The 25,324-nt window shown below is 39.3% G+C and carries 23 protein-coding genes; all 23 read right to left on the bottom strand.

From position 1 onward, the window contains the following. Window positions 1-34: 34 nt before the first annotated feature. The 23 genes from pepC to G574_RS0104630 all read right to left on the bottom strand — a co-directional run bounded on the left by pepC (window position 35) and on the right by G574_RS0104630 (window position 25,324). Window positions 35-1,372, bottom strand: coding sequence for an aminopeptidase C (gene pepC, locus G574_RS0104740; RefSeq protein WP_029691185.1), 1,338 nt, complete (start codon window positions 1,370-1,372; stop codon window positions 35-37). Window positions 1,373-1,459: 87 nt separating this feature from the next. Beyond that, window positions 1,460-2,281: an ammonia-dependent NAD(+) synthetase gene (nadE, locus tag G574_RS0104735; protein ID WP_029691184.1), complete on the bottom strand. Its 822-nt coding sequence runs from the start codon at window positions 2,279-2,281 to the stop codon at window positions 1,460-1,462. After that, window positions 2,282-3,748 carry a nicotinate phosphoribosyltransferase gene (locus tag G574_RS0104730; protein ID WP_029691183.1) on the bottom strand — a complete coding sequence of 489 codons (1,467 nt, stop codon included), beginning with the start codon at window positions 3,746-3,748 and terminating at the stop codon, window positions 2,282-2,284. It abuts the gene before it with no gap. Window positions 3,749-4,030: 282 nt separating this feature from the next. After that, window positions 4,031-4,951, bottom strand: coding sequence for a thioredoxin-disulfide reductase (gene trxB / locus G574_RS0104725; protein WP_029691182.1), 921 nt, complete (start codon window positions 4,949-4,951; stop codon window positions 4,031-4,033). A 64-nt stretch (window positions 4,952-5,015) separates the two neighbouring features. Further along, entirely contained in the window at window positions 5,016-5,240 is a 225-nt protein-coding gene (locus G574_RS0104720) for a DUF4059 family protein (protein ID WP_017770679.1), read from the bottom strand. 131 nt (window positions 5,241-5,371) lie between these two features. Then, the gene (locus tag G574_RS0104715) at window positions 5,372-6,115 is read right to left on the bottom strand and encodes an amino acid ABC transporter ATP-binding protein (protein ID WP_017770678.1); all 744 of its coding nucleotides are present in this window, start codon (window positions 6,113-6,115) and stop codon (window positions 5,372-5,374) included. Next, window positions 6,115-6,912 (bottom strand): amino acid ABC transporter permease, encoded by a 798-nt coding sequence (locus G574_RS0104710; RefSeq protein WP_029691181.1) that lies wholly within the window; start codon window positions 6,910-6,912, stop codon window positions 6,115-6,117. The genes G574_RS0104715 and G574_RS0104710 overlap by 1 nt, the downstream gene beginning before the upstream one ends. A 140-nt stretch (window positions 6,913-7,052) precedes the next feature. Further along, entirely contained in the window at window positions 7,053-7,871 is an 819-nt protein-coding gene (locus G574_RS0104705; protein WP_029691180.1) for a transporter substrate-binding domain-containing protein, read from the bottom strand. 147 nt (window positions 7,872-8,018) lie between these two features. Continuing rightward, window positions 8,019-9,362, bottom strand: a complete 1,344-nt coding sequence (locus G574_RS0104700; protein ID WP_029691179.1) for a DEAD/DEAH box helicase — start codon at window positions 9,360-9,362, stop codon at window positions 8,019-8,021. 68 nt (window positions 9,363-9,430) lie between these two features. Continuing rightward, complete coding sequence (gene mraY / locus G574_RS0104695) at window positions 9,431-10,441, bottom strand: phospho-N-acetylmuramoyl-pentapeptide-transferase (RefSeq protein WP_029691178.1); 1,011 nt, start codon at window positions 10,439-10,441, stop codon at window positions 9,431-9,433. 1 nt (window position 10,442) lies between these two features. After that, window positions 10,443-12,686: a penicillin-binding protein PBP2X gene (gene pbp2x, locus G574_RS0104690; RefSeq protein ID WP_029691177.1), complete on the bottom strand. Its 2,244-nt coding sequence runs from the start codon at window positions 12,684-12,686 to the stop codon at window positions 10,443-10,445. A gap of 2 nt (window positions 12,687-12,688) precedes the next feature. Continuing rightward, window positions 12,689-13,018 (bottom strand): cell division protein FtsL, encoded by a 330-nt coding sequence (gene ftsL / locus G574_RS0104685; protein ID WP_029691176.1) that lies wholly within the window; start codon window positions 13,016-13,018, stop codon window positions 12,689-12,691. Between the two features lie 2 nt (window positions 13,019-13,020). After that, window positions 13,021-13,971: a 16S rRNA (cytosine(1402)-N(4))-methyltransferase RsmH gene (gene rsmH / locus G574_RS0104680; RefSeq protein ID WP_029691175.1), complete on the bottom strand. Its 951-nt coding sequence runs from the start codon at window positions 13,969-13,971 to the stop codon at window positions 13,021-13,023. A gap of 114 nt (window positions 13,972-14,085) precedes the next feature. Further along, the gene (locus G574_RS0104675) at window positions 14,086-15,336 is read right to left on the bottom strand and encodes a glutamate-5-semialdehyde dehydrogenase (RefSeq protein ID WP_029691174.1); all 1,251 of its coding nucleotides are present in this window, start codon (window positions 15,334-15,336) and stop codon (window positions 14,086-14,088) included. An 11-nt stretch (window positions 15,337-15,347) separates the two neighbouring features. Continuing rightward, window positions 15,348-16,151, bottom strand: coding sequence for a glutamate 5-kinase (gene proB / locus G574_RS0104670; RefSeq protein WP_029691173.1), 804 nt, complete (start codon window positions 16,149-16,151; stop codon window positions 15,348-15,350). Between the two features lie 232 nt (window positions 16,152-16,383). Continuing rightward, window positions 16,384-18,369, bottom strand: coding sequence for a transketolase (gene tkt, locus G574_RS0104665; RefSeq protein ID WP_029691172.1), 1,986 nt, complete (start codon window positions 18,367-18,369; stop codon window positions 16,384-16,386). Between the two features lie 149 nt (window positions 18,370-18,518). Continuing rightward, the gene (gene fsa, locus G574_RS0104660) at window positions 18,519-19,163 is read right to left on the bottom strand and encodes a fructose-6-phosphate aldolase (protein ID WP_017770666.1); all 645 of its coding nucleotides are present in this window, start codon (window positions 19,161-19,163) and stop codon (window positions 18,519-18,521) included. A gap of 218 nt (window positions 19,164-19,381) precedes the next feature. Next, the gene (locus G574_RS0104655; RefSeq protein ID WP_017770665.1) at window positions 19,382-20,080 is read right to left on the bottom strand and encodes an HAD family hydrolase; all 699 of its coding nucleotides are present in this window, start codon (window positions 20,078-20,080) and stop codon (window positions 19,382-19,384) included. An 87-nt stretch (window positions 20,081-20,167) separates the two neighbouring features. Then, on the bottom strand, window positions 20,168-21,442 hold the full coding sequence (locus tag G574_RS0104650) for a class II D-tagatose-bisphosphate aldolase non-catalytic subunit (RefSeq protein ID WP_017770664.1): 1,275 nt from the start codon (window positions 21,440-21,442) through the stop codon (window positions 20,168-20,170). A gap of 15 nt (window positions 21,443-21,457) precedes the next feature. Then, the gene (locus G574_RS0104645) at window positions 21,458-22,525 is read right to left on the bottom strand and encodes a PTS fructose transporter subunit IIC (RefSeq protein ID WP_029691171.1); all 1,068 of its coding nucleotides are present in this window, start codon (window positions 22,523-22,525) and stop codon (window positions 21,458-21,460) included. Between the two features lie 11 nt (window positions 22,526-22,536). Then, on the bottom strand, window positions 22,537-22,854 hold the full coding sequence (locus tag G574_RS0104640; protein ID WP_017770662.1) for a PTS fructose transporter subunit IIB: 318 nt from the start codon (window positions 22,852-22,854) through the stop codon (window positions 22,537-22,539). A gap of 12 nt (window positions 22,855-22,866) precedes the next feature. Next, a complete protein-coding gene (locus G574_RS0104635; RefSeq protein WP_017770661.1) occupies window positions 22,867-23,325 on the bottom strand; it encodes a PTS sugar transporter subunit IIA in 459 nt (152 codons plus the stop codon). Beyond that, a complete protein-coding gene (locus tag G574_RS0104630; protein WP_051130536.1) occupies window positions 23,312-25,324 on the bottom strand; it encodes a BglG family transcription antiterminator in 2,013 nt (670 codons plus the stop codon). Before G574_RS0104630 ends, G574_RS0104635 begins: the two co-directional genes overlap by 14 nt.

The raw sequence follows: 25,324 nt of genomic DNA, 5'->3' as shown, positions 1-25,324 counted from the left end.
AGACTATATAAAACATTAAAAACATCATTTATTATTATCGAGAGGCTAAGGCTCCCATCGGATCCCAAGGTTTCAAAACTTCTGGTTGCGCTTCATAAGCGGCTAATTCCTCTTGGGTTAGTAAGTCCTTGCGCACAACAATTTGATAAGTATACTCATCCATCCAGGCATCTGAAGCTACAAAATAGCCTTTTTCACCAACTTTATCTCCCCATGAATTTTCCACTTTCCATTTGAGAGGTTGGCCACCTTGATCTAAGTCAACACCCGTTAGGACCATGGCATGTGTCATCAAGCTCTCGCTATAATCCAAACGTCCAGCCTTATCTTGATTGAAATCAATATCCATACCAGCTGCAAAGTCGTAAGTGTTAGTCGCCATAACACCTGACTGACGATCAGAAAATTGACCAACATCTGAACCAAACCAGACTGTTTCACCACTTTGCATCTGAGCTATAGCCAACTCCTTGAGACGATTCATATCAACATTTAGATAGCGTACCTCACGGCTTCCGACAACATTTCCCAATAACGCGACAGTGTATGATTTTCCATACGGCTTATCAGCTGTTGGCGCATTAATAATGGAAACATAATCCTCCAGTTTAAGACCAACATACTTGGTATAGAAATCCTGAGGGGTAATGTTCTTATCACTATGATAATGATTATCTTTATCCCGATACGCAAAGTCAAAGGAGCGTGGTGGTAAACCCAATGTCATGGCTAAGAAATTAAAGACCTCCTCTAACAAAGCTTCTTTCTTAGCTTGCACCGTCTCTTGATCAGCTCCTTGTGCAATCAATTCCCGTAAGAGTTGTGCATCTTGGCGCAAGAGCTTATTAAGATATTGGTTAAGTTCGCGACTATTACTTGAGCTGATGGACTCTGGATAAGCAGCTTTTGGTACAACACCGTATTTTTCAAAAAGAGACACGACCATATCCCATTGACCACCGTCTTGTTGTGGGACGTCTAAGAGAAATTTAACCTTGCGGCTACCCAATTCTTGATCTGCTGTCGCAATGATATTTTCTAAGAACCAATTGGATTTTTCGTATTTATCCCAAAAAAAGGTATGGGCTTGAGATAATTCAAAATTGTCCAGTTTAAACTCTGTAATGAGTTTGTGACGGAAGGTATTTAAAGCGGCAAACATCCAGCAACGACCAGAAGCTTTTTGGTTGGAGACAGTATCTTTGGTCAAATCAACTGAAAAAACATGATCATTTTCAACAGCACTCTGCCGTGTTTCAAGAGATTTCAAGAGACCATTATGCGTCACCGCATTTTCAACTGCTTGAAACTTAAGGTTAGCTTGATAATTGTCAAATAGGCGATCCGTAAAGTTTTGCGTTAATTCAGACATTGTCATCCTCCTAAAATCATATTACCAATCATTATACGCTTCCAAAAATATAATTCAAGAGAAAAAGGACTCAATGGTCCTTTCTAATCACTTCCAAAACTCATCAAATACTGTAATTGGTAGGTGGCGTTTATGCATGGTTTTCTTCCACCAGTTTTCGATTTTTTCTTGGGCGTCAGGTGATACTGGTTTACCTTCGAGGTAGTCATCTATGTCGTTATAAGTCACCCCTAAGGCGACTTCATCGGCAATCCCTGGCTTGCTCTCTTCCAAATCTGCTGTTGGGATTTTCTCATAAAGCGCTTTGTCTGCACCTAACTCTGCCAAGAGCTGTTTTCCCTGACGTTTGTTGAGACGAAACAGTGGCAAGATATCTGCACCCCCATCACCAAACTTAGTGAAAAAGCCGGTAATGTTTTCAGCAGCATGATCCGTTCCGATAACAGCACCGCTGTACTCTCCAGCAACAGCATACTGAGTAATCATGCGTTGACGGGCTTTGATATTGCCTTTATTGAAGTCTGATACTGCCACACCAGCTTTAGCTAATTCAGCAACTTGACCATCCACAGCTTCTTTGATATTAACCGTCAAGCTCTTATCTGGTTTAATAAAGGCCAGAGCTCTTTGCGCATCCGCTTCGTCAGCCTGCACTCCATAAGGAAGACGAATAGCAATAAATTGATAATCTTCCTTGGTTTCCTCACGCAATTCTTCAACGGCGAGTTGTGCCAAGCGTCCAGCTAGAGTAGAATCTTGCCCACCAGAAATCCCTAAAACCAAGGTTTTCAAGAAAGGATGCTTTAAGAGGTAGGCTTTTAAGAAGTCGACTGATCGGCGAATCTCTTCCTTAGCATCAATTTCCGGCTTAACGCCTAATTCCTTGATAATATCTGCTTGTAAACTCACTTACTTATCTCCTTTTACTTGTGCAAAGGCTGCTTTTCGAACTTGGTCAATAAGTGCCATCTTGTTATCCCAGACGTCTTGGGCAAGGTCCACTGGGTATTCCTGTGGATTGAGGACACGTTTGTACTCATCCCATAGATCCTCTAGCTCCTTGCGCGCATACTCTTTAATCTCTTCCAAAGCAGGTAACTCATAAACTAGTTTTCCTTTTTGGAAAATATCTGTCAAGAGAGGAACCGCATCAAAATCTTTTACCGTTTTATTGATATAAGTATAAACTGGGTGGAACATGTGGATCTCATCCATTTTAGTCACATCAATATCCGAAAAAGTGATATAATCCCCTTCTGATTTTCCTTTTTCTCGACTGGTAATACGCCAAACTTGCTTCTTACCTGGTGTAGAGACTTTTTCAGCATTATTAGACAGCTTAATGGTGTCTTTCATATGACCATTATCGTCTTCAATGGAAACAATCTTATAAACAGCGCCAAGGGCCGGTTGATCATATGCTGTAATCAGTTTCGTTCCGACACCCCAGACGTCAATCTTAGCTTTTTGCATCTTCAAGTTAAGAATGGTATTTTCGTCCAAATCGTTTGAGGCATAAATTTTGGCATCTGTGAAGCCAGCCTCATCCAGCTGCTTGCGTACTTCTTTAGAAAGATAAGCCATATCGCCAGAATCTAGACGAACACCTTGGAAATTGATCTTATCGCCAAACTCTTTGGCCACCTTAATCGCTGCTGGGACACCAATCTTCAAGGTATCATAAGTATCGACCAAGAAAACACAGTTTTGATGCGTTTCAGCATAGGCTTTAAAAGCTTCATAGTCATTGCCATAGGCTTGAACCATAGCGTGGGCATGTGTTCCTGACACAGGAATGCCAAAAATCTTGCCCGCACGTACATTGGAAGTCGCATCTGCGCCACCAATGACCGCTGCACGTGTTCCCCAAATAGCAGCGTCCATCTCTTGCGCACGACGCGTCCCAAATTCAAGAAGAGGTTCGTCAGCGATGACTGTCTTAATACGAGCTGCTTTAGTAGCAATCAAGGTTTGGAAATTGACAATATTCAAGAGAGCTGTTTCAACAAGCTGACATTGGGCTAATGGCCCCTCAACTTGTACTAGGGGTTCATTGGCAAAGACCAAGTCTCCTTCACGCGCTGACTTGACAGACAACTCCAACTTAAATGCTTGCAGGTAGGCTAAAAAATCTTCTGGGTAACCTTCTTCACGCAAATAAGCAATATCAGTCTCCGTAAAGCGAAGATTTTCTAGGTAAGAAACAATGCGTTCTAAACCAGCAAATACCGCAAAACCATTTTCGAAAGGTAGCTTACGGAAGTAGAGTTCAAAAATAGCATGCTTATTGTGGATGCCCTTATTAAAATAAACCTGCATCATATTAATCTGGTAAAGATCGGTATGAAGCGTCAGACTGTCATCAGTGTAATTCATGTTTTAATTTCCTTTACTCTTGATAGGCATAAGGCCAATCGTAGTATTCTACGTCGGGGAGTCTAATCTTGTTGACTATTATAGCATAAGCACTGACTTTAGGAAATGATTGCCTCTTTTATTGTGAAAAATTAAACATATCAAGCCACAAAAAGAGCCAAAGCTTATGCTCTGACTCTAGTTTTGAGAACATTCCAAGCTTAAGCATCTCTTTCTCGAAGAACGTATTAAACTGAATGTTACTCGTTTCAATATTAGCCTAAGATATACCTAGGATTTCTCCTAATTGCCTTCGTGCTCAACAACATACTGGTATGCTTCTTGTCCTGCAATGGCACCATCTCCAACGGCTGTTGTAATCTGACGAAGGTGTTTTTGACGAACATCACCTATGGCAAAAATACCAGGCACAGCTGTTCTCATATGGTCATCTGTGATCACCCAGCCATCTTCATCTGTAATCCCCAAATCTCTGAAGAAATCAGAAACCGGATCTAGACCAACATACACAAAGACGCCGCCAAATTCATGGTTTGTGATTTCGTTCGTCTTCACATTTTTAAGATCAACATTGGTCACCTTCATATCGTTACCTTTGATTTCTTCGACAACAGAATCCCAAATAAAGGACACCTTGTCATTCGCAAAAGCACGATCTTGCAAAATTTTCTGAGCCCGTAGTTCATCACGACGATGCACAATCGTTACAGAATTAGCAAAACGCGTCAAGAACAACCCTTCCTCAACAGCAGAGTCTCCCCCACCGACAACCAACAAGTCTTGGTTTCTAAAGAAGGCCCCATCACAGACCGCACAGTATGAAACACCACGACTGTTATACTCAAACTCACCAGCTACACCGATATGGCGATGTTTAGCACCTGTAGCAATAATAACCGTCTTCGTTTCAAAAGCCTCATCATCCGTCCGGACAATCTTATAAGTGCCCTTATCCTCAATACCAGTGACAATACCATAGAGGTTATCCACACCAAACTTCTCAAGAGGTTCAAACATCTTCATTGAAAGCTCTGGCCCACTAATTAAGTCGAAACCAGGGTAGTTTTCAATATCAGCGGTGTTATTCATCTGACCACCAGGAGCACCTTGTTCCAAAGTCGCTACCTTTAAATTCGAACGTGCCGCATATAGAGCGGCTGTCATGCCGGCAGGGCCAGCTCCAATCACTATTGTATCGTACATTCTTTCTCCTCTTTATCTACATGTGTAGTCGAATTGTAACAATTTTTATCTGAATTCGCAATTCTTAAGACTTAATAACTAGTAATAATGTCATGAAGGCAAATGATAGAATGGGTAAGGTTAGGATACATATCATGAGAACATCGTAAAGGACTTCTTGACGTTCACGTGCTGTTTTATCTATTTTTTTGTAGGCACGATGAACAAGATAAAGCAATCCTGCGATAAAAACAAAAACGGTCGCTAATAACAAGCCTTGTAGGTAAAAAGAAATAAGGGTCTGTAACATGCTATTTTCCTAATCTAAGTGTCATTTATCATCTTCTATGATGACTCACATCACTTTTGTTTTCTATAATCGGTGTCGTGAACGTCAAAACAAACCCAGTTAGTGAACTAACTGAGTTTGTCCTCATTATATCAAAGATATGATTTTTTGTAACTAGCAAAAAATTCTTTTGTCCTGGCTTCTTGTGGATGGTTGATGATCTGTTCGGGAGTGCCCTGCTCTAAGATTTTCCCTTTCTCCAAGAAGAGAATCTTATCTGCTACCTGTGCTACAAATGACATGTCATGACTAACTAAGATCATTGTCTGTCCACTTTTAGCCGCATCAGCAATGGACTTTTCAACCTCACCTACAAGCTCTGGATCAAGCGCTGAGGTTGGTTCATCTAGTAAGAGGACATCTGGTTTCATCGCTAAAGCCCTAGCTAGGGCAACCCGTTGCTTTTGCCCACCAGACAGGTGTCTTGGGTAGTGGTTTTCACGATCTGACAAACCGACCTTAGCTAGCTCCTCTTTGGCAATCTGAGTAGCTTCCTCATCGGATAGTTTCTTAACCACCTTAAGGCCTTCCTTGACATTGCCAAGAGCAGTTCGTCTTTCAAACAGATTAAACTGCTGAAACACCATTGCCAACTTTCGTCTCAAGGTTAAGATTTCTTCTGTTGTGATTGACTCGAAATTGACCTTAATCCCATCAATGTCAATCGTTCCAGAATCTGCTTCTTCAAGGTAATTGAGACTCCTTAAAAAAGTTGATTTTCCTGCACCTGAAGCACCTACCAAGGCAACCACTTCACCTTTTTGAATATCCAAATCAAGACTATCCAATACTTTTTGTCCAGAAAATTCTTTTGTTAAATTGCGAATGGAAATCATTAACGTCCCCCTTCTTCCAGTGATCTTGTCACAGCTTTTGGAGATGAAATCGCCATACTTTGTTCAATAAATCGTCCCAAGTTTTCAATCAAGAAACTGATCCCCCAATAAATCAAGGAAACCGAAATAAAGCGCTCAAAGTAACGGTAGTCACTACCACCCAAAATCTGAGCCTGGGCATACATCTCAACAATACCTGCATTAAAGGCTAGCGAAGTCCCTTTGGTGAGACCAATTAGACTATTGATCAGGGTTGGTGTCGCTACAACTGCAGCATTAGGGATAATCACACGACGATAAATTTGCTTATTGGTCATCCCAAGACTCTTGGCGGCTTCAACTTCACCTGAATTAACAGACTGAATTGCTGCACGGATCGTCTCACTGGCATAAGCCGCCTCATTGAAGGCAAAGGCAGTGATGGCAAAGAGAGAAGCTGGAATGGCATTAATGTTCATGTCCAGTCCCGTCTTTTGGTTAATGGCCTTTAACAAGAGAGGAATACCGTAATAACTTAACATCAATTGCACAAGGATCGGTGTTCCCCGTAAAAAACTGACAAAGAAAGCCTGAATCGGGTAGATCACTTTCACGCGGTTAATCTTAACCACTGCAAATAGGAGGGCTAAGAGCAATCCTGCAAGTGCACCTGCCAAAGTTAAGCCAATGGTCAAGGGAAGGCGTTCTAAAATGGATGGAATGGCATCGAAAACAGCCTGCCATGAAAATAATTTACCAGCTGGTAACAGGTCAACAAAGCGCTCATACCAGCCTGCTGCTAAAAATAATGGGTTCATCTCTAGTTCCTTTTTTCGAATAATCTACTATCATATCATTTTATCACTCACCTATTTGACTGTAAATTAGGAGGTTTTAAAGAGGTGATAAGTTTTCCCTATCACCTCTTGTACTTTTCCTATTACCAACAAAGAGTGGTCTATTGTTTATCAGATGTCGTGCTAAAATCACCACCAAAATGCTTTTGGCTAAGTTTACTCAAGGTACCATTTTCCTGTAAGGTCTTAATGCGTTTATTAACATAAGTTTGTAGTGCCTCACCTTCCCCATCTTTAGGGAGTAAGAGGTACTCTAAACCATCTTTATCCGTCCCTAACTTGTCCTCTACATCTGTAACATCTAAAGATAGACCGTGATCTGCAATGACTGTTTTAAGAGAGATAGCATCATAAATCAGAAAATCAACCTTACCATTGTCAATATTTTGCAAGCGTTGTGGCAAGGTTACGGTATTAGCGACGTAACGAATAGCAATCGGTTTTTTATCGCTATGCTTCTCGTTCCAATCTTCTAAAATCTGAGCATAATTGGATCCCGAATAAACCTCAACAGATTTTCCTGAAACAGCTTCTAAGGAATCAAAAGAAGTACCTTTTTTTGCCGCAATTGCATAGTTCGATTTGGAAATAGGCTCCGAAAAGAGGTATTTTTCTGCTCTTTCCTCATTGTAGTTAAAATCATTGGCTGCCAACTGGTAACGGCCAGCATCAACTCCCGTTAAAATAGACGAGAATGGGACTGTCTTAAAAGTTACTTTGTAGCGTTTGGAGTCTTTAAAAATGGCCTTAACAACATCAATATCATAACCTTTGAACTTGCCATTTTCTTTATAAGTGAAAGGTTTAGTATCTGAATCAGTTGGTACAACAATAGTTTTTTTCGGATCCGCATAAACACTAGATGCTGACAAGACAAGAACAAGACTTGTTATTAATACAAGCAGTTTTTTCAATCTCATAAATAGCTCCTTTGATTAATGTGCTGGCTTATAGTTTATCATCATTTTTCCTTACTGACCAATAGCTATTTTATATAAGCACTTATCAAAAACAAAAGACGCTCGCCTATCAAAAAAGCCAGACCTTCATCTAGCTTCTCTGATATCTTAGAATGTCTGCTTTCTCGCCTTACGTTCAGCGCGGCCTCGTGCTTTATTAGCAGCGCGACGTTCTTTCTTGCGCTTTTCATCAACAGCCCACTGAATTTTCTTCTTGTAGCCTGGTTTGACCTTTTTCTTTTTCTTCTTAACAAGGCCAATCATCTCAGTATCTAATTTTTGGTAAGCTTTCTCACGTTGATTCCTGCGATCACGGTCATGGGTATCTTCAATGATCCCATCTTTTAAAACCTTAGGCACAAAGCTGATGCCAAGCTTCTCCAACTCACGAATATCCGAATCATCACTTGGTTGGTATAAGGTAATAGCCGTTCCTGAAAGACCATTTCTGCCCGTACGACCGACGCGATGGACAAAGAATGACAGGTCCTGAGGGATAGCATCGTTGATGACATGACTGACACCCTCGATATCAATCCCACGTGCGGCTAAATCTGTCGCGACAATGTATTCGTAATCCAAGTTCTTGACCTGATTCATGATGCGTTTACGTTCACGAGGTGGGATGCCACCATGAATTTTAGCCACCTTAAGACCATTGGAGACTAAATAAGCATGCAAGTCATCTGCTCGCTCTTTAGTATTGACAAAAATCATGGCCAGATAAGGATGTAATGCTTGAGCTAAACGTAGAATTTGGGCATTCTTATCTTTTCCTTTGGTAGAAATCAACCAGTTATCAATAGTGTCTGCGATCACTGTGCTGGTCTTAATTTGTTCCACAACAGGGTTGGTGAGGTATTTTTTCAAGAATGGCTGCAATTTTTGAGGAATCGTAGCTGAGAATACCAAGATTTGAACCTGCTTAGCCAGACTTGCAGCGATCTTATCCACTGTGTCTAAGAATCCCATATCCATGGTCATATCTGCTTCATCAACGACAAAAGTCTTGGCTTGATAAATTTCCAAATCACCTGATTTAACCAAATCGTAAATGCGTCCTGGTGTTCCAATGACGATATGAGGTTGAGCTGACTTCAGGCGTTCAATCTGGCGCAGTTTATCTGTTCCACCAACATAGTTAGCAACACGGATCTCCTCCTCAGAGTGCTTGGCAATTTGTTTGGTAGCTTGGTAAATCTGTGTCGCCAATTCCCGGCTCGGTGCCGTAATCACTACCTGAACTTGGGGCTGACTTGGGTCTAATTTCTCAAAAATAGGTAGTAAAAAAGTATGCGTTTTGCCAGAACCTGTTTTGGACTCCCCAACGAGGTCACGACCTGTACGGATTACTGGAATTAATTTTTTTTGCACATCTGTTGGTTCCTTAAAACCAATCTCATCAAGTGCTGATTGGATAAACGGTTTAAAATTAAAATCTTTAAAGGACATATAGCCTCCTTTTCTTATACTCCATTATAACATATTAAAAGCAAGGGAAAATCACCCTTGCCCTCAAATTAAAGATAAAGCAATGCTAAAGCAAGTAAGCTAGAGATAAGCCCTACTGTCCACATAAAAGCATCTACTCGCCACTCACCCCATTGTTTGCCGTGGCCAGACAAGCCACCTAACTCTAGATGGTGGTGGAATGGTGTCATTCGGAAAATACGACGCCCTTCCCCATATTTGCGTTTAGTCACTTTAAAATACGTCACTTGAAGCATAACAGATGCTGTTTCAATCACATAAACCAAACCAATCAACAACAAGGTCCACTCTTGTCGAAGAGCGATTGAAATAGCTGCCAGCATTGCACCTAAGGCTAATGACCCAACATCACCCATGAAAACCTTGGCTGGTTTTTTATTGAAAATAAAGAAACCTAATAAACCACCTATCATCGAACTGATAATAAGTAAAATATCAAATTGTTTTTGGACAATGGCGATCACACCATAGGCCAATAAGCTAATCACAACTGAAATGGAAGCTAGACCATCAATGCCATCCGTAAGATTAACAGCGTTAGAAAAACCAACTACCCAAAAAATCACAAAGACAACATAGAAAATACCGAGAGGAACTTCCCACCCCAAAATGTTAAGATTTGTAATACCGCTAGGTCTCACATGAATAAAGTAAAAGAGGAGCCCTGCAATAATTTGTAGGGACATCTTCTGCCACGGTGTTAACCCTTCGTTGATTTGCTTGAAAATTTTCAAGAAATCATCGAGAAAACCAACGATACCGTAGATCAGCACTACTAAAATAATCCCTAGGGTTGCTCCAAGAGCTGCGCCGTGAGTGACTTGATTATACATACCAAAAATGAGGCTGACAAGTAAACTAACCGTTAGAAATACTGTCCCTCCCATCGTTGGCGTACCTGCTTTGGCTAAATGTTGCTTAACATCTTCATGCATCTGCTGACCACCAATTTTCTTCACTTGGTAATAGCGGATAAAGAATGGCATAGTGATAATGGTCAGCACAAAACTAACAATACCAACTATTGAACTGAATAGCATCTTATTCTCCTAGTGTGATTTTTATATTTTTTTTCTTACTAAATGACGTGCCGACATCCACATTTTGTTTAATGACTTTTCCAGAACCTTTTATGGTGATGTTGAGGTCATTCCATTTGGCAAATACTTGAACATTTCGTTTGCTCCAACCATACATATCAGGCATTTCATCAACTTTTCCAGCTTGGACAAGGATCTGTTGATTCGCAACCAACTCAGTGTCTTTTGTGACTGAAATTTGTGTCACTTTGGAACCATTTCCTACCAAAATCGGATGTACCAAGTGCTTTCTCAAGGTATCCACAACAGTAGAAGTCGGTTGTCCAACAAATTCCGGCATCTTATACGTTGTTTCATCTCTTTTTTCCTTGTCAGCAACCGATGTTAATAATTGATCCTGCATGGTCAGCGCTTCTTCTAAAACCGGATTAAAAATGGTTTGCCATTCCATTCCTTTCCAACTACCTGGTTGTTGAACTGTCACATACATGGTGAAAATGGGGTCCTCAGATGGTACCATGGCAACAACCGACAACAAGTATTGGAGTTCTCCTTGCAGGTAACCTGTACCATCTTCTTTGGGAATCTCCGCTGTACCTGATTTAACGGCAACCGATTCATTACCAACCTGAATAATTGGCCCATAAGCATTGGCATAAAGGGTTCCATAATATGGAGTCGTTCCTACAGAAACCATGTAGTCTCTCGTCTCTTGAGCAGCTTTTTTAGAAATAGGTTTTCCGACAATTTCAGCTTTGGAGCGACGCGCGGTATTATTGTTATGATCGACAATTTGACTAATAAATTGTGGTTCGAGCATTTCACCGTCGTTAGAAACTGAACTAAAGGCACGTAGCATTTGAGATTGTGTCACAGAGATCCCTTGCCCAAAGGCACTCGTTGCTGTGTTAACGCTATTATTAGAAATGATCCCTGCTGATTCATCTCCCATTCCAAAATAGGTTGGTTGTCCGAATTTGAATTTTTTAAGGTAATTACTCCATTTGGTATTTCCCATCTTTTGCTCAAGCAGTGTCATCCCAACGTTACTTGAATATGCGAACCCTTGGGCATAAGTCATAGTCTGAATCCCAGCTGTCCCACCGTTGACTGACCAGTCGTTGACAACGATCCCTGACAAGTCCAAACCTGAGTTGGTAAAATACTCATTTGGTTTGAAAATACCATCATCTATCGATGAAGCCAAGGTCATGACCTTCATGGTAGAACCAGGCTCATAGTTAGTCTGATAGAGCATGTTCTGCCAAGAAAAATTCTTGGCATCAAGCCCCTCCAAGGTATCTGAGTTGAAGGTTGGACGCTGAGTAGTTGCCAAGATTTCTCCCGTCCGAGAATTCACAATTGTCGCACTAGAAAACTTGCCCTTGGTTTCTGCTTGAAAAGCATCCATTTGGGTTTCTAGGTAAGTTTGAAGAGGGGCAGATAGGGTGGTGTAGACATCACGACCATCAACCGTCTTCTTAATCACATGCTCGGTTCCTAGAAGGATATTGCCATTTTTATCTTTTTCATACTCTACGAGCCCATCTTTACCTGAGAGCACATCATTCATTGAGGCTTCAATTCCGGTAACACCAGCTAATAAGGTTGAGCCTGAGTCATCTGTATGGGGTTGCGCAAGGCCAACAAACTGTGACGCAAAATTTCCGTTAGGATACATGCGACTAGTGCTCGTATCAAAAGAAATCCCTTTTATTTTCTCTTTTTCAACTGCTTCTTTCAGCGCACTCATCTTACTGTAGCTAAGATTTGACCCCTTCGTTCCAAAGGATACCTGACTGAGTTTATTTTGTTTTAGCTGACTGATGACGTAGTCTTTCTCAATCCCTAAGTGTTTGTTAAATAATTCGGCAACCTTATCAAACTGCGAATCCTGCACATAAAGTTTCTCCTGATTAGCATTAACAAAGGTTTTATCAATGATAGCATAGACACTGTAGGTCGTCGAATTTTCTGCAATGACATTACCATTACGGTCAAAAATCGTCCCACGCTCTGCCTGTAAGGTTGACCGCGTATTATAAACGGCTTTAGCACCTTCAGACAGATCAACGCCAAATTTACTATCTGCCCCCACGATAACCGCAAAATTGATCACAAAGATAAAGAAGATAAAAACCGTCAAAATCATCAAATTTTGACCGGCATATCGCCTGTTATCTGTGGGGTGCTCTTTTCGAATCTTGACAACATAATCAAGAAATAGTTTACGAAATTTTCTCATTCCTACTCCAACTCCACATTTTGAATATTGTCATTTTGAATACTCAGACCAGCATCCTTAGCGATTTTGGCAATACGCTCATATCGACTGAGTTCATTCACTTCCTGCTTAGCATCATTCAAATCTGTCTGTGCCCCGCTAATATCACTATTTAAGCGAATAATCTCTTGTTGCACCTGCATATTACGACTTTGCAAATAGATAATGCTAATGGCCATAAAAATTGCTGTAATCACGATGGCTCCATAAAAAGCCTTTTCGATACGTGTAAACGTACGAATCCTTTTTTGCAGGGCTTGCGTAAGCACCTCGCGTTTGCTTTCGTTTGGCATATTTATTTCCTAACTTTTTTTGCCACGCGCAACTTAGCAGAGTGGGCTCGATTATTAGCTACTAACTCTTCTGAACCTGGTAAAATGGGTTTTCGATTTACCAAAGCCATAGTGGGTTGAAGATCATCAGGGATAAATGGCAAGCCTTTAGGGACCTCCACAGTAGAAGCTTCCTTAAAGAGCTGCTTCGTCAAACGATCTTCCAAAGAATGAAAGGTAATAACCGCAATACGCCCATCAACTGCTAAAAGTTCCATAGCTTGTTGAATGGACTCATCTGCTGCTCCCAATTCATCATTAACTTCAATGCGAATTGCTTGAAAAATCTGCTTAGCTGGATGGCCTTTTTTCTTTAATTCTTTAGCTGGTTTTGCACTTTTGATAAGATCTGCCAGCTCAGTCGTTGTTTCAATCGGTTTTACCTGGCGGACCTGTTCAATTTTCCTCGCAATCTGCTTAGAAAATTTATCCTCACCATATTTAAAGAATATACGTACTAAATCATGATAAGCATAACGATTAACAACCTCATAGGCCGTTAGAGCCGCATCGCGATTCATCCGCATATCAAGCGGGGCATCTTTTTTATAGGAGAAGCCACGCTCTCTTTCATCTAATTGCGGGCTAGATACCCCCAAATCATACAAAATCCCATCAATTTCAGTCACACCACGCTGGGCTAATTGCGACTTCAAATGACGGAAATTATCTTTGATAAAGGTCACCATCCCCTTGTCAATGTAAGGCTTCAGTAGCACCTGAGCATTGGCAATCGCGGTCTGATCCTGATCAAAACAGTAAAGATGGCCCTCTTCACTTAATTGAGATAATAGATAGGATGTATGACCAGCTCCTCCTAAGGTAGCGTCAACATAGATCCCATTTGGCTTAATATCTAGCATATCAACGGTTTCGTGCAAGAGTACCGTTACATGATGAAAGTCTTTAGTCATAACTTTTATTATATCACAAATGACAACGGGTTTCCTTAAAGAAAGCTGAGCGCTGTTAGAGGTTGACAGCGAAAAACTCCTAGAAATAAATTCTAGGAGACGTATTACTGATCCTTATTCTCGAATTTGACCTTGGCCGTTTATATAAAATTTGGTTGAGGTGAGCGCTTCTAAGCCCATCGGGCCACGGGCATGCATCTTCTGTGTGGATATCCCAATTTCTGCACCTAAGCCAAAAATAAAGCCATCAGTAAATCGTGTTGAAGCATTGACATAAACCGCTGCAGCATCGATCATCTCTTGAAAGGCATCTGCACGCCTAATATCTTGGGTAATAATACTTTCAGAATGGTGTGTTGTATACGTGTTAATCCATTCTAAGGCTTCGTCAAAATGGTCCACCACTTTTACAGACATCACATAATCGAGAAATTCGGTTGCAAAATCCTCTGGGCGAGCTGGGACAGCTTGGCTCAAATAAGCAATCGAACGATCATCAGCTCGGAATTCAATCGGATGAGCTTTTGCCACTTCTTGCTCCAATTTTGGAAGAAATTCGGCAACAACACTGCTATGAACGACTAGGCTCTCAGCAGCATTACAAACACTAGGACGAGATGTTTTAGCATTGACTACAATCTTAGCTGCCATGTCCAGGTCAGCATATTTGTCCACATAAATATGAACATTACCAACCCCTGTTTCAATGATAGGTACCTTTGCTTTCTCCTTAACGGTTTGAATCAGTCTAGCACCACCACGAGGTATCAACAAATCAACGTAGTCTGTTGCTCTCATCAACTCTTCAGCCACTGCATGAGAAGTATCCTCAACCAACTGAACAAGGTCAGGATTATAGCCTGCGGCCGCAATCACTCGGCGTGCAACTTTAATTAAAGCTTTATTGGAATGGATGGCATCTCTACCACCACGTAAAATAATGGCGTTGTTGGTCTTAAAAGCCAAGCTAAAAGCATCAATTGACACATTTGGACGACTTTCAAAAATCATAGCAATAACGCCCAAAGGCACACGCTTTTGAACGATTTTTAACCCATCCAAATTCGTGTAACCTCGAACGACTTGACCAACGGGATCTGACAAATCGGCGACTTGTCTCACACCTTCAGCTATACCTGCTATCCGCTCTTTTGTTAAACGGAGACGGTCAACCATGACCTCTGAAATCCCGTGATTACTCGCTGCTAAAATATCTTGCTGATTCGCTTCCAAAATAGCGTCGCCATTTGCTACAAGAGCATCTGCTAAGGCTAGAAGAACCTTATTTTTCTCCCAAGTTGATAAGGTTGCTAACTCTTTACTAGCTTTTCGGGCATTTTGACCCAGTGTTTCAATGATTGCCATAACAAAACCTCCTATTTATCTTGCTTAAAAAAGGTACCAATCATCTGACCTTCAAGAACCCTGAGAATGTCTCTAGGATTTTTCCCATTCATCAGAATCATCTGTCCGTCACGTTCAAAGACCATTTGAGCTGACTGAATTTTACTCATCATGCCACCAGTACCAAATTTAGAACCAGCGCCACCTGCTGATTTTAAAATCTCTTCGGTAATCTCGCTAACATGCGTTCGTAAAACAGCATCGTCATAGATGGTAGGATTTTTATCATAGAGACCATCAATATCCGATAACATGATCAAGAGATCCGCATTGACAATCTCAGCCACAATTGCTGAAAGACGATCGTTATCTCCAAACTTTGTGGCATGGTCCATCTCATCGACACTGACAGCATCGTTTTCATTAACTATTGGCACAACGCCCATTTCTAATAAACTGTCAAAGGCATTGGTAACATTGGCCAGACTTTCTGGGTATTCCACAACATCGCGTGTTAACAACACTTGCGACACCTGTGTTTGGTAATGCGAGAAAATCTGTGCATACAGCCCCATCATAGCGACTTGGCCCACACTAGATACTGCTTGTTGTTTCGCTAGATCATGGGGACGCTTATTCATTTCAAGAACATTTAACCCAAAGCCCATAGCCCCTGACGAGACAAGGATGGGCTCAAATCCTTTTGTTTGTAAATTAGAAATCACAAAAGCCAAATGGTCAATCTTCTCCAAATTAATTTTCCCATTTGGAAGTACCAAAGAACTGGTCCCTATTTTTATAACTAATCGTTTCACTCTACTAAATTCACGTTTCATAGCCAAATTATACTAAATTTTTTGAAAATAGGATAGCTAATGCTTATAAAAAGGGCTGATAACATGTCAATCACTAGCATTTGTAATCCTTGACAATCATGAAATAGCTATATAAAGCAGTCAAGCAGGTAATAAAAAAAGGCAAAAGAGCCCGCCAACAAGTCTACAATCCTTGTTAACGAACTCTTTTCAACGCATTTGCTTCTTTTTAGTGTCACTAAGTTCTTAAACTTTAAAGTGATTTGTAGAGGTCTGTTGCATTCTCTACTGTAAAGCCATATTCTTCGAGTACTTTTTGGCCCGGTGCAGATGTTCCCCAAGTATCAATACTGAGGATGGCGCCATTAAGTCCTGTATAACGTTCCCAACCATAACTTGCTGCTGCTTCGATTGCCAGACGTTTTGTAACACTACTTGGAAGGATTTCCTCTTTATACTCCTGTGGTTGAGCATCAAAGAGATTTTGTGATGGCATAGATACAACACGAACATATGTCCCTTCATTTGCCAAAGCTTCTTGCGTGTCTAAAGCTAATTTAACTTCAGATCCTGTCGCAATGATGATACCATCCAAATCACCCGCTGCTTCCGAAATGATGTATGCCCCTTTATTCAGTCCTTCTTCTGCCAAGGCAGCCGTTCCCTCAAGAACTGGTAAGTTTTGACGAGTCAAAACTAACATGGTTGGTGTTTTCGTTTCACTAAGGGCACGCTTCCATGCTGCATTAACCTCGTTACCGTCAGCTGGACGAATGACGTTTAAGTTTGGCATAGAACGAACACTTGCCAATTGCTCGATTGGCTCATGAGTTGGTCCGTCTTCTCCAACTGCTACAGAATCATGTGTCATGACGTAAACAGTTGGTAATTCTTGTAAAGCTGCCATACGAACAGCTGGGAGGAGATAATTTGAGAAGACGAAGAAGGTTCCGCCATAGACACGGCTACCACCATGTAGGGCGATACCATTCATAGCTGCTGCCATAGCAAACTCACGAACACCAAACCAGATATTACGACCTTGATAATTGTCAGCTTGATAGTCTGTCTCTGCTTTTACCATGGTATTGTTTGAGCCTGAGAGGTCTGCTGAACCTCCCCAGAAGTAAGACACTTGCTCAGAAATCTGCTGAATAGCAGCTTGGCTACTAACACGACTAGCGGCACTTGCACCCACTTCATGCGCTTCAAGCTCAACTTCAACAGGTTTCAGTGTGAAGGCCTCAGTATAATCTGCTGCAAGCTCAGGATACTGCTCTTGATATTTCGCAAACAGTTCATTCCAAGCTGCTTCCGATTCTTGACCACGCTTTTGGATCCCTTGAGCAAAGCGCTCAGCAACTTCTTCTGGCACTGTAAATGCTGGATGATCGTAGCCATAAACCTCTTTGGCATGTGCAATTCCTTCATCCCCAAGAGGTGCTCCATGAACGGCTGATGTCCCTTGATTTTTGGCACCATATCCAATGATGGTTTTAATTTCAATGATGGTTGGTTTGCCTGTTTCTGCCTTAGCTTCTGCGATTGCTTTGGCAATGGCATCCATGTCATTACCATCTTTTACAAAAAGATGCTGCCAACCATAGGCCTCAAAGCGTTCCTTAACACTTTCCGTAAAAGCCATAGAGGTTGGTCCATCAAGTGAGATGTCGTTTGAATCGTAAAGAAGAACCAATTTCCCTAATTTTAGATGTCCCGCAAGGCTAGCTGCTTCTTGAGAAACACCTTCCATCAAGTCACCATCACCATTGAGTGCAAAAGTATAGTGATCAACGATATCAAAGCCAGGTTTATTGTATTTTGCAGCCAAATGCGCCTCTGCCATTGCCATTCCCACAGCGTTAGCAATACCTTGACCAAGCGGACCTGTCGTTGCTTCAACCCCATCAGTATGGTTCACTTCAGGGTGACCTGGAGTTTTTGAACCAAATTGGCGGAAATTCTTAATATCTTCCATAGAGATGTCATAGCCTGATAAGTGCAGTAAGCTATATAACAAAGCACTTCCATGACCTGCTGAAAGAACAAAGCGATCACGGTTACTCCAAGTACGTCCTGTTTTTGGATTTGCAGTCAAGAATTGGTTCCAGAGCACATAAGCCATAGGAGCAGCTCCCATAGGAAGACCCGGATGCCCAGAGTTGGCTTTTTGAACCATATCCATAGAAAGTGAACGGATGGTGTTTACCGCTAAGTGATCAACTGTATCAAAAGTCATAATTCCTCCTTTATGACAAGAAATGGGTTACCATTTCGCAGAAATAGGTCTGTAATCGGTTTAATTATACCATAAAATCGATCTTATTTAACTCATTAAGTAATATTCTTAAAACAAAGTGCCTGAATGTTTTCAGACACTTGTTCTGTCTATTGTTTAAACGCTTCCCAATCTTTTAAGAAAGTTTCAATACCAGAATCCGTTAGGGGATGCTTGGTCATTTTTTCAAACAAGGCATCTGGTATGGTAGCAATATGTGCACCAAGCCCAGCGACTCTTTCAACATGGGCCGTATTGCGAATGCTTGCTGCGATAATCTCCGTTTCAAATCCATATAAGTCGATGATATTTCTCAACTCTAAAATCAGCTGATAAGCATCCGTGCCAATATCTTCTAGACGACCGATGAATGGACTGATAAAGGTCGCTCCTGCTTTCATAGCCATCAAGCCTTGAGAAACCGTGAAGATAAGGGTCACATTAGTCTTAATACCTTCTTTTGACAAGATATTAACTGCTTTAAGTCCTTCCGTTGTCATTGGAATTTTGATAACTACATTGTCAGCCCATTTGGCAATAACTCTAGCTTCTTCAACCATCTCATCAGCTAAGAGTCCCGTCACCTCAGCTGAAACAGGACCATCAACAATTGTACAAATCTCTTTAATGACCTCTTCAAAATCACGTCCCTCTTTTGAAATGATGGTTGGATTGGTCGTTACGCCATCAACAATACCCAGACTGTTGATTTCCTTGATCGCTTCTACATTAGCTGTATCTAAGAAAAATTTCATGTAAGCTCCTTTGCACCTTTTAAAAATAAATTTTGTTTCCAAGATGACATCATTAAAAATGCCATTCCCCTAGAATTGTAATCGTTTTCTGTTTCAAAGTCAATGATTTAGGGATTGTTTCATTATTTTCTTATTTTTTCTTAAAAACCACTATTTTTCAAATAGATTTTTCAAAAAAACAAGTGAAAACAACTTATGATTTCTTGATATAGCCACCATTACCGAATGATTGCTGTAATTAAACTATATAAATCATCTAAATCATTAACTTGATAATCCGCTTGATATTCAATATTGGATTTTATATTACCTCGCCTATTGAACCAAACTGTCTGCCATCCTGCTGATTTAGCACCAACAACATCATTTTCAAAAGAGTCACCTACATAAAGGTATGTTTCTGAATCATTTTCATCTTTCGCTAAATCAAATATTTTTTTGTTAGGCTTGGCAATGCCTATTTCTGAAGAAATAAGAATATTTTCTCTATCAAACCATTGGTATAAGCCAAGCTGTTTGATTTTATGATATTGATGCTCTTTAGGACCATTGGTAATGATGCCTATTTTAGTTCTATTTTTTTTAAGAAACTCAAATAACATGGCTAATCTACTATCTAATTCGATATTCCCTTGATTAAGTGCATACTTTTTTTGAAATAAAATAGCAGCTTCATCTGTAATGATGATGGAAAAATCTTCTAGAGCAGCTTTAATTCTATACATATGCATATCCTGTATAGTCATTTCACCAGATTCTGATTTTTCAAAAACTCGGTCACTGTATTGACGACTTAATGTATAAATTTCCGATATAGGAACATTGATATTTTCAAATGTTTGCCTAAATGCTAGTTCAAATGGTTCTAGTTGATCATATAAAGTATCATCAAGGTCAAAAAAAATTGCTTTTATCATAATATATCGACATAAAATGTCTAGTGTTATTCAGACATTTTATGTACTTTCACCTATTTTCTAATGTTATCCACTTTACACCTATTATCAATGAATTACTGATTTGATTCTGCTTGTAGCACCTTTCAAATTATAACATTCTGCATAATCTCTAATTGGACGCTTAATATGATCAATAACATAGCGTTTTCCATCAATATTATGTCTAGCAAGATTTCGATAAAGTTTTTCAATTTCCTCTTTCACTTCATCATCATTAAAAGTATAATGTCCCGCGATGTCTAAGATTTCTTCCTGTAAGGCTACACTACCAGACAAAATCTCGTCTACAGTTAAATTGACTTGGTCTCCAACCATCCATTTTCTCCAACGTTCACTTTCGATTGCTTTTACAAGTAGAGTCTTAGCAATATTAGAAGGATGTTCAATAAGACCGTATTCCACTAACTTAGCTTCAACCTTGGCTAAATTTAAATATGCTCGAGTTTCTTCGGTTCCATACTGCGGTGCCACATTAGTCGCTGTGATTGAAGCTGGAATATGTTCTAGTAAAGTCACATCATCTAGATAATCACCATTGTGTTCTTTCAAACCAACTCCATACTTTTTAGCCATTTGTGCTAAGTCGTAAGCATTCTTAAAGTTAAAATGCCCTACTTGTTCTGTTTTACGAGTTAAAGTTCCTGTTTGACCAACAATAAAAGTAGGCATTGGTAAATCACGTTTTTCAAGTTCAACCTGGAGACGTTTAATGAATGTTTCATAGGTTTCAGTTGATGTTAGGCCACCATTAGTTTCTTCAGTTCCTACTTCATAACCTATCTCAGGTAAATGACGTGCTTTACGTTCTTTTTCACAAAAATCGATTAGCTCAACAGTTCGCTCTAAAACAGTATCCAATGGGATGACTTTACCAACTTCAAAAGGATCTTTAGTTGGATCAATCATCAGCAAGTCGAAACCTGCCTCCATATCTCCAATATATGATTTTCTACCAAGTTCCATTGCTTCTTCGATAGGCAAATGATCATTTCTCTCTTTATCACGTTGCCATGGCCCACCGTGATCTCGGCAGAGATAATAGAGGTTGTCATAATTGATTTCTTCAGCAACTTCTTTAACAGCTTGTGCAAATGTGAATTGATTCCACCCTTGTACATATCCTCCACCCAACTCGTCTAGGTCAACTTGGTTACGACTAGCAATGAACATAACTGGGTAATCATCTTCTTGTGATAATTCCAAAGTTGCTTGTACACAGTTTTTAGACATTGGTCCGATTCCTAAGATTGTCGCAGACTCTCCTGTCTTTTGAAGTTCTAAAAGTGCTTGAACAGTTTGTCTAATAGATAATTTTGTCATAATAACTACTCCTTTTTATTTGCTATCTTTCTCTATGGTGCTATTTTCCAATGTAGGTTTTGTAAAATGTAGGATAATGACTGATACTAATGTACCTATTAGCATCGCAGTCGCATACCAAAGTTTTCCATTTACGACAGGCAAGATGATTAGTCCACCATGAGGAACTAATGCCTCAACATTATTCACCATTCCTAATGCTCCTCCAACGGCACTACCCAGAATAATTGCTGGTAAAACACGCTTCATATCCTTGACTGCAAATGGAATTGCCCCTTCTGTAATACCAATAAGGCCCATGAAGAAGGCTGAATATCCTAAATCTTGGTCTTCTTTAGTATATTTCTTACGATCAATAAATGTTGAAATTGCCATTGCTAAAGGTGGTATAGCTACAGCAATACGGTGAGCACCGTTTGGAGAATACACCCCTTCTGCCATCAATGCTAATGTAAAAGCTGTTGCAGTCTTATTGATAGGACCTCCCATATCAACAGCTGTCATTGCACCGATGATTAGTCCTAGAATGATTGCACTGCCACCTTGAAGTTCTCCCAATGTTGCTACCAACCAATCCATGGCTCCTCCAATTGGTACAGCAATCACATAGATATACAACAAACCTAATACAAGAGTTGTTAGTATAGGAACAATCAAAATCGGCATCAATGTGCGAACAGTTGGAGAAACCTTCCATTTTTTGGTCCATTTAACAAAATATCCTGTCAATACCCCAAGTAACATCGCTCCTAAGAAGCCTGTTTTCACCTGTCCTTCCCCAATTGCATTATTGGCAATATATCCTAAAATCATACCAGGAGCTAATGCCGGTTTACTAGCAATGGAATACGCAATGTAACCAGAAAGCAATGGAATCATCATAGCAAATCCTGCAACTCCAATATCATTTAAATTTTTCATGAATTGGTTTGTTATTTCCATTCCATTATCAGTTGGCTTACCAGTAGATAAAGCTACCGCTAAAAACACACCGCCAACCACTACTGATGGAAGCATATAGGATACACCCGTGTTAAATGCCTTCTGAACATCTTTCCACAAGGAAGTTTTTTTAGTCACCATTTTCCATCCTCCTATATCAAAGCTAGAGCATCATCGAGTACTTGTTCTGGGTTTCTAATTGCTTCACCAGGATCAACCGAAAGCACTAGTCCATTTCTATCTTTTTCATCAAAACGGTCATGTCCTTCAATTTCAACAGCAATTGCTAAAATCACAACGTCTGCTTCATCAATAGTTTCTTGTTCTAACTCATTCTCAATTCCCATACCACCTTGAGTTTCTACTTGACATTCAAAGCCTCGTTTCTCTGCTTCTTTTTCGATAGCTTCTTGAGCCATGTAAGTATGTGCAATGCCTGTTGGACACGCTGTTACTGCTACGATTTTCATTAATATTTCCTCCTAAATATTAATTGAATTAAGTAATTCATAAATTTTCTCTTTGTCTGTTAGTGTTAACAGTTTATTTCTAAACTCTTCATCTAAAAGTTTTTTACTAACTTCTGAAATGAATTTTAAATGTAACTTTTCTGTTCCTGTCTCAGGAACTCCAATTTGAAAAATAAGTTGCGCTTGTTCTTCGGAACCTGCAGACCATCTAAAAGGCTTCTTGCTTCTCAAAAAAGCTATAAATGGTTTTAAAACAACATCAGTTTTTCCGTGAGGTATCGCAATATCATATCCAATTGCTGTTGATACCTCATCTTCTCGTTTCAATACAGCAATATTATATTCTTGTGCATCTTTAACATACTGAATTTCTTGTGCTTTCTCGGAAACTTTTTTTATCACGTTATCTTTTGTATCCAAGTCCTCATCAATAAAAATTAAAGCTCGGTTAATAATATTATTTTCTCCCATATAAATATTTCATGACCTCCAATTCACTGTCTTCTTTTTTTAATTTCATTAATCGTTGTTCGTCATTGATTAAATTATAAATTCTTGAAATAACCCTCTTTGTCTTTTTAATATCTTTTTTACTAATACCAATTATGAAAACAGTATCAACAAAATGACTCGACCATTTTATCTTTCGATTATTTTGAATAACAATAACAAAACTCTCTTTTACAAACTCTGATTTACCATGAGGAATAGCAACTCCTAAAGGCAGCTCTGTACTTCCTAATTTTTCACGTTTAGAGATAGAATCTATAAAACCATCAAAAATTAAATCTCTATCTATCAAAAAACTTTCGACTTTATTTAGAAGACTATTCTTATTACTAAATTTCTGTCCTAGCATTAAATAGTTTGAGACATCATTTTTGATTTCCTTAGCAGAATTAGGCGATAATACATCCTTATCCTGATGTAAAATTTGAATTAATTCCTCATTTTTAGTGAATGCAGTGACATAATGAATCGTCCTATCCTCTCCCAATCCAGCAACAGTAGAGAGAATAACATCATATTCAGAATGATCCAGCTCTAAAAATTCCTCTATAGATGCTGTTTCAATTTCATCTAACGATGGTGCTAAATTCTTAATTCTATTAATCAATAATTCTGAAGTTACAATTCCTGTTGGACATATGACTAATATTTTTCGAATGCTCCCAAACTTCTCTAGCGATAATTGAAAATAAAGAGTTAAAAACGCAATCTCGTCCTCGGTAAAATTTGTACCAAAGTAATCTGATAAGCTATCCATTGCTATCCAAATCGAATTGAAAAGTATGGAATAATCAAGTTTTATCTGCTCCAAAAAAGGATTCTTAACAACCATTGCGTATCTTAATCGTGAAAGCATTGCAGGCACATGAACCATCAGTTGTTTTTTTAATTCATCATCTTTTGAAAAGTCAAACTCCATCACTTCTGAAATTTTTTCCATAATTATTTTGACATCAACTGTATTATTTACATCAGGCACCTGCTCAATTCTATAATTAACCAACATTTGAGATAAGTACTGAACGTCTTCATTAGTGTAGTCTATCTTCAATCTAAGTGAGGCCTTATGTAAAAGGGACGTTGCATTCCCAATATAAAATGCATGCTTAGCTTTATCTAAAGAATACATTTGATTTTTAATATGCTTCCTCTCATACAATTGACTAATCAGTGCGAGAAAGAACTGGGAGAAATTATCTAAATAAGCATCAGGAATGGCACATATATTTTTTCTGAAAAAGCTGTAAACAATATTATTAGAAACTTTTACCACAGTTTCTGGATAAAACGCTTTCAAAATGCTATTTTTATAATTTTCACTAGTATCAGAAACTGGAGAAAAATTTGAAAGAATGTATTGATTAACTCTCGTAAGAAGACTAATTCTCCTTTCCAGTGGCATTTCTATAACAGTTGTCCCATGTTTACTTCTTTTAAGTAGTGGTCCATTCCCATCATCAAATTCTTTAACAATTTCTTCAAGATCAGATTTAATTGATGTTTGGCTAACTAAATAGGTTTCAGATAAGTTTTTGAGCGTTATCGTATCATCTTCAATAAATAAGCGTTTAACAATCTCCATCCGCCTTTTTCTTGCTGATAATGCGGCATCCAAGTCTTCTATTTCTAATATTGGAAGTTCGTCATCTAATTTAATTCCAGCACCATGCTTAGATATTATTGAGAAGCCATTTTCTTTTAATCGTTCAATATCACTATACAAGGTTCTTAAGGAGCAACCAAGCTTCTTAGATAAATCCGAATGCTTTTGATAATCTGTTGATACTTCAAGTATTTGAACCAGTTTTTGCTGTCGCTCTGTAAACACCAAAATACCTCCTATAAATTCAATAGCTATTTCATTTATAATTAAATTGTAAGCGTTTTTAAAATAAGTGTAAATAACAAAAAATTGCAGCAAAATTTTGCAAAAATAAATATAAAAAATCTCCAAACCCAT

Source organism: Streptococcus hyovaginalis DSM 12219 (assembly GCF_000420785.1).
Classification (GTDB): Bacteria; Bacillota; Bacilli; order Lactobacillales; family Streptococcaceae; genus Streptococcus; species Streptococcus hyovaginalis.
The sequence above is the reverse complement of the archived record's forward strand: the minus strand, read 5'-3'. Positions and strand labels throughout refer to the sequence as shown.

Bases quoted from the DNA above. Each gene is read 5' to 3' on its own strand.
- G574_RS0104635 (WP_017770661.1), bottom strand. From the start codon at position 23,325: ATGGGAGAAAATAATATTATTAACCGAGCTTTAATTTTTATTGATGAG.
- G574_RS0104630 (WP_051130536.1), bottom strand. From the start codon at position 25,324: ATGGGTTTGGAGATTTTTTATATTTATTTTTGCAAAATTTTGCTGCAA.
- G574_RS0104720 (WP_017770679.1), bottom strand. From the start codon at position 5,240: ATGTTACAGACCCTTATTTCTTTTTACCTACAAGGCTTGTTATTAGCG.
- G574_RS0104705 (WP_029691180.1), bottom strand. From the start codon at position 7,871: ATGAGATTGAAAAAACTGCTTGTATTAATAACAAGTCTTGTTCTTGTC.
- proB (WP_029691173.1), bottom strand. From the start codon at position 16,151: ATGAAACGTGAATTTAGTAGAGTGAAACGATTAGTTATAAAAATAGGG.
- rsmH (WP_029691175.1), bottom strand. From the start codon at position 13,971: ATGACTAAAGACTTTCATCATGTAACGGTACTCTTGCACGAAACCGTT.
- pepC (WP_029691185.1), bottom strand. From the start codon at position 1,372: ATGTCTGAATTAACGCAAAACTTTACGGATCGCCTATTTGACAATTAT.
- G574_RS0104700 (WP_029691179.1), bottom strand. From the start codon at position 9,362: ATGTCCTTTAAAGATTTTAATTTTAAACCGTTTATCCAATCAGCACTT.
- fsa (WP_017770666.1), bottom strand. From the start codon at position 19,163: ATGAAATTTTTCTTAGATACAGCTAATGTAGAAGCGATCAAGGAAATC.
- G574_RS0104715 (WP_017770678.1), bottom strand. From the start codon at position 6,115: ATGATTTCCATTCGCAATTTAACAAAAGAATTTTCTGGACAAAAAGTA.
- trxB (WP_029691182.1), bottom strand. From the start codon at position 4,951: ATGTACGATACAATAGTGATTGGAGCTGGCCCTGCCGGCATGACAGCC.
- G574_RS0104650 (WP_017770664.1), bottom strand. From the start codon at position 21,442: ATGACAAAATTATCTATTAGACAAACTGTTCAAGCACTTTTAGAACTT.
- G574_RS0104640 (WP_017770662.1), bottom strand. From the start codon at position 22,854: ATGAAAATCGTAGCAGTAACAGCGTGTCCAACAGGCATTGCACATACT.
- tkt (WP_029691172.1), bottom strand. From the start codon at position 18,369: ATGACTTTTGATACAGTTGATCACTTAGCGGTAAACACCATCCGTTCA.
- G574_RS0104730 (WP_029691183.1), bottom strand. From the start codon at position 3,748: ATGAATTACACTGATGACAGTCTGACGCTTCATACCGATCTTTACCAG.
- mraY (WP_029691178.1), bottom strand. From the start codon at position 10,441: ATGCTATTCAGTTCAATAGTTGGTATTGTTAGTTTTGTGCTGACCATT.
- ftsL (WP_029691176.1), bottom strand. From the start codon at position 13,018: ATGCCAAACGAAAGCAAACGCGAGGTGCTTACGCAAGCCCTGCAAAAA.
- G574_RS0104645 (WP_029691171.1), bottom strand. From the start codon at position 22,525: ATGGTGACTAAAAAAACTTCCTTGTGGAAAGATGTTCAGAAGGCATTT.
- G574_RS0104655 (WP_017770665.1), bottom strand. From the start codon at position 20,080: ATGATAAAAGCAATTTTTTTTGACCTTGATGATACTTTATATGATCAA.
- G574_RS0104675 (WP_029691174.1), bottom strand. From the start codon at position 15,336: ATGGCAATCATTGAAACACTGGGTCAAAATGCCCGAAAAGCTAGTAAA.
- G574_RS0104710 (WP_029691181.1), bottom strand. From the start codon at position 6,912: ATGAACCCATTATTTTTAGCAGCAGGCTGGTATGAGCGCTTTGTTGAC.
- pbp2x (WP_029691177.1), bottom strand. From the start codon at position 12,686: ATGAGAAAATTTCGTAAACTATTTCTTGATTATGTTGTCAAGATTCGA.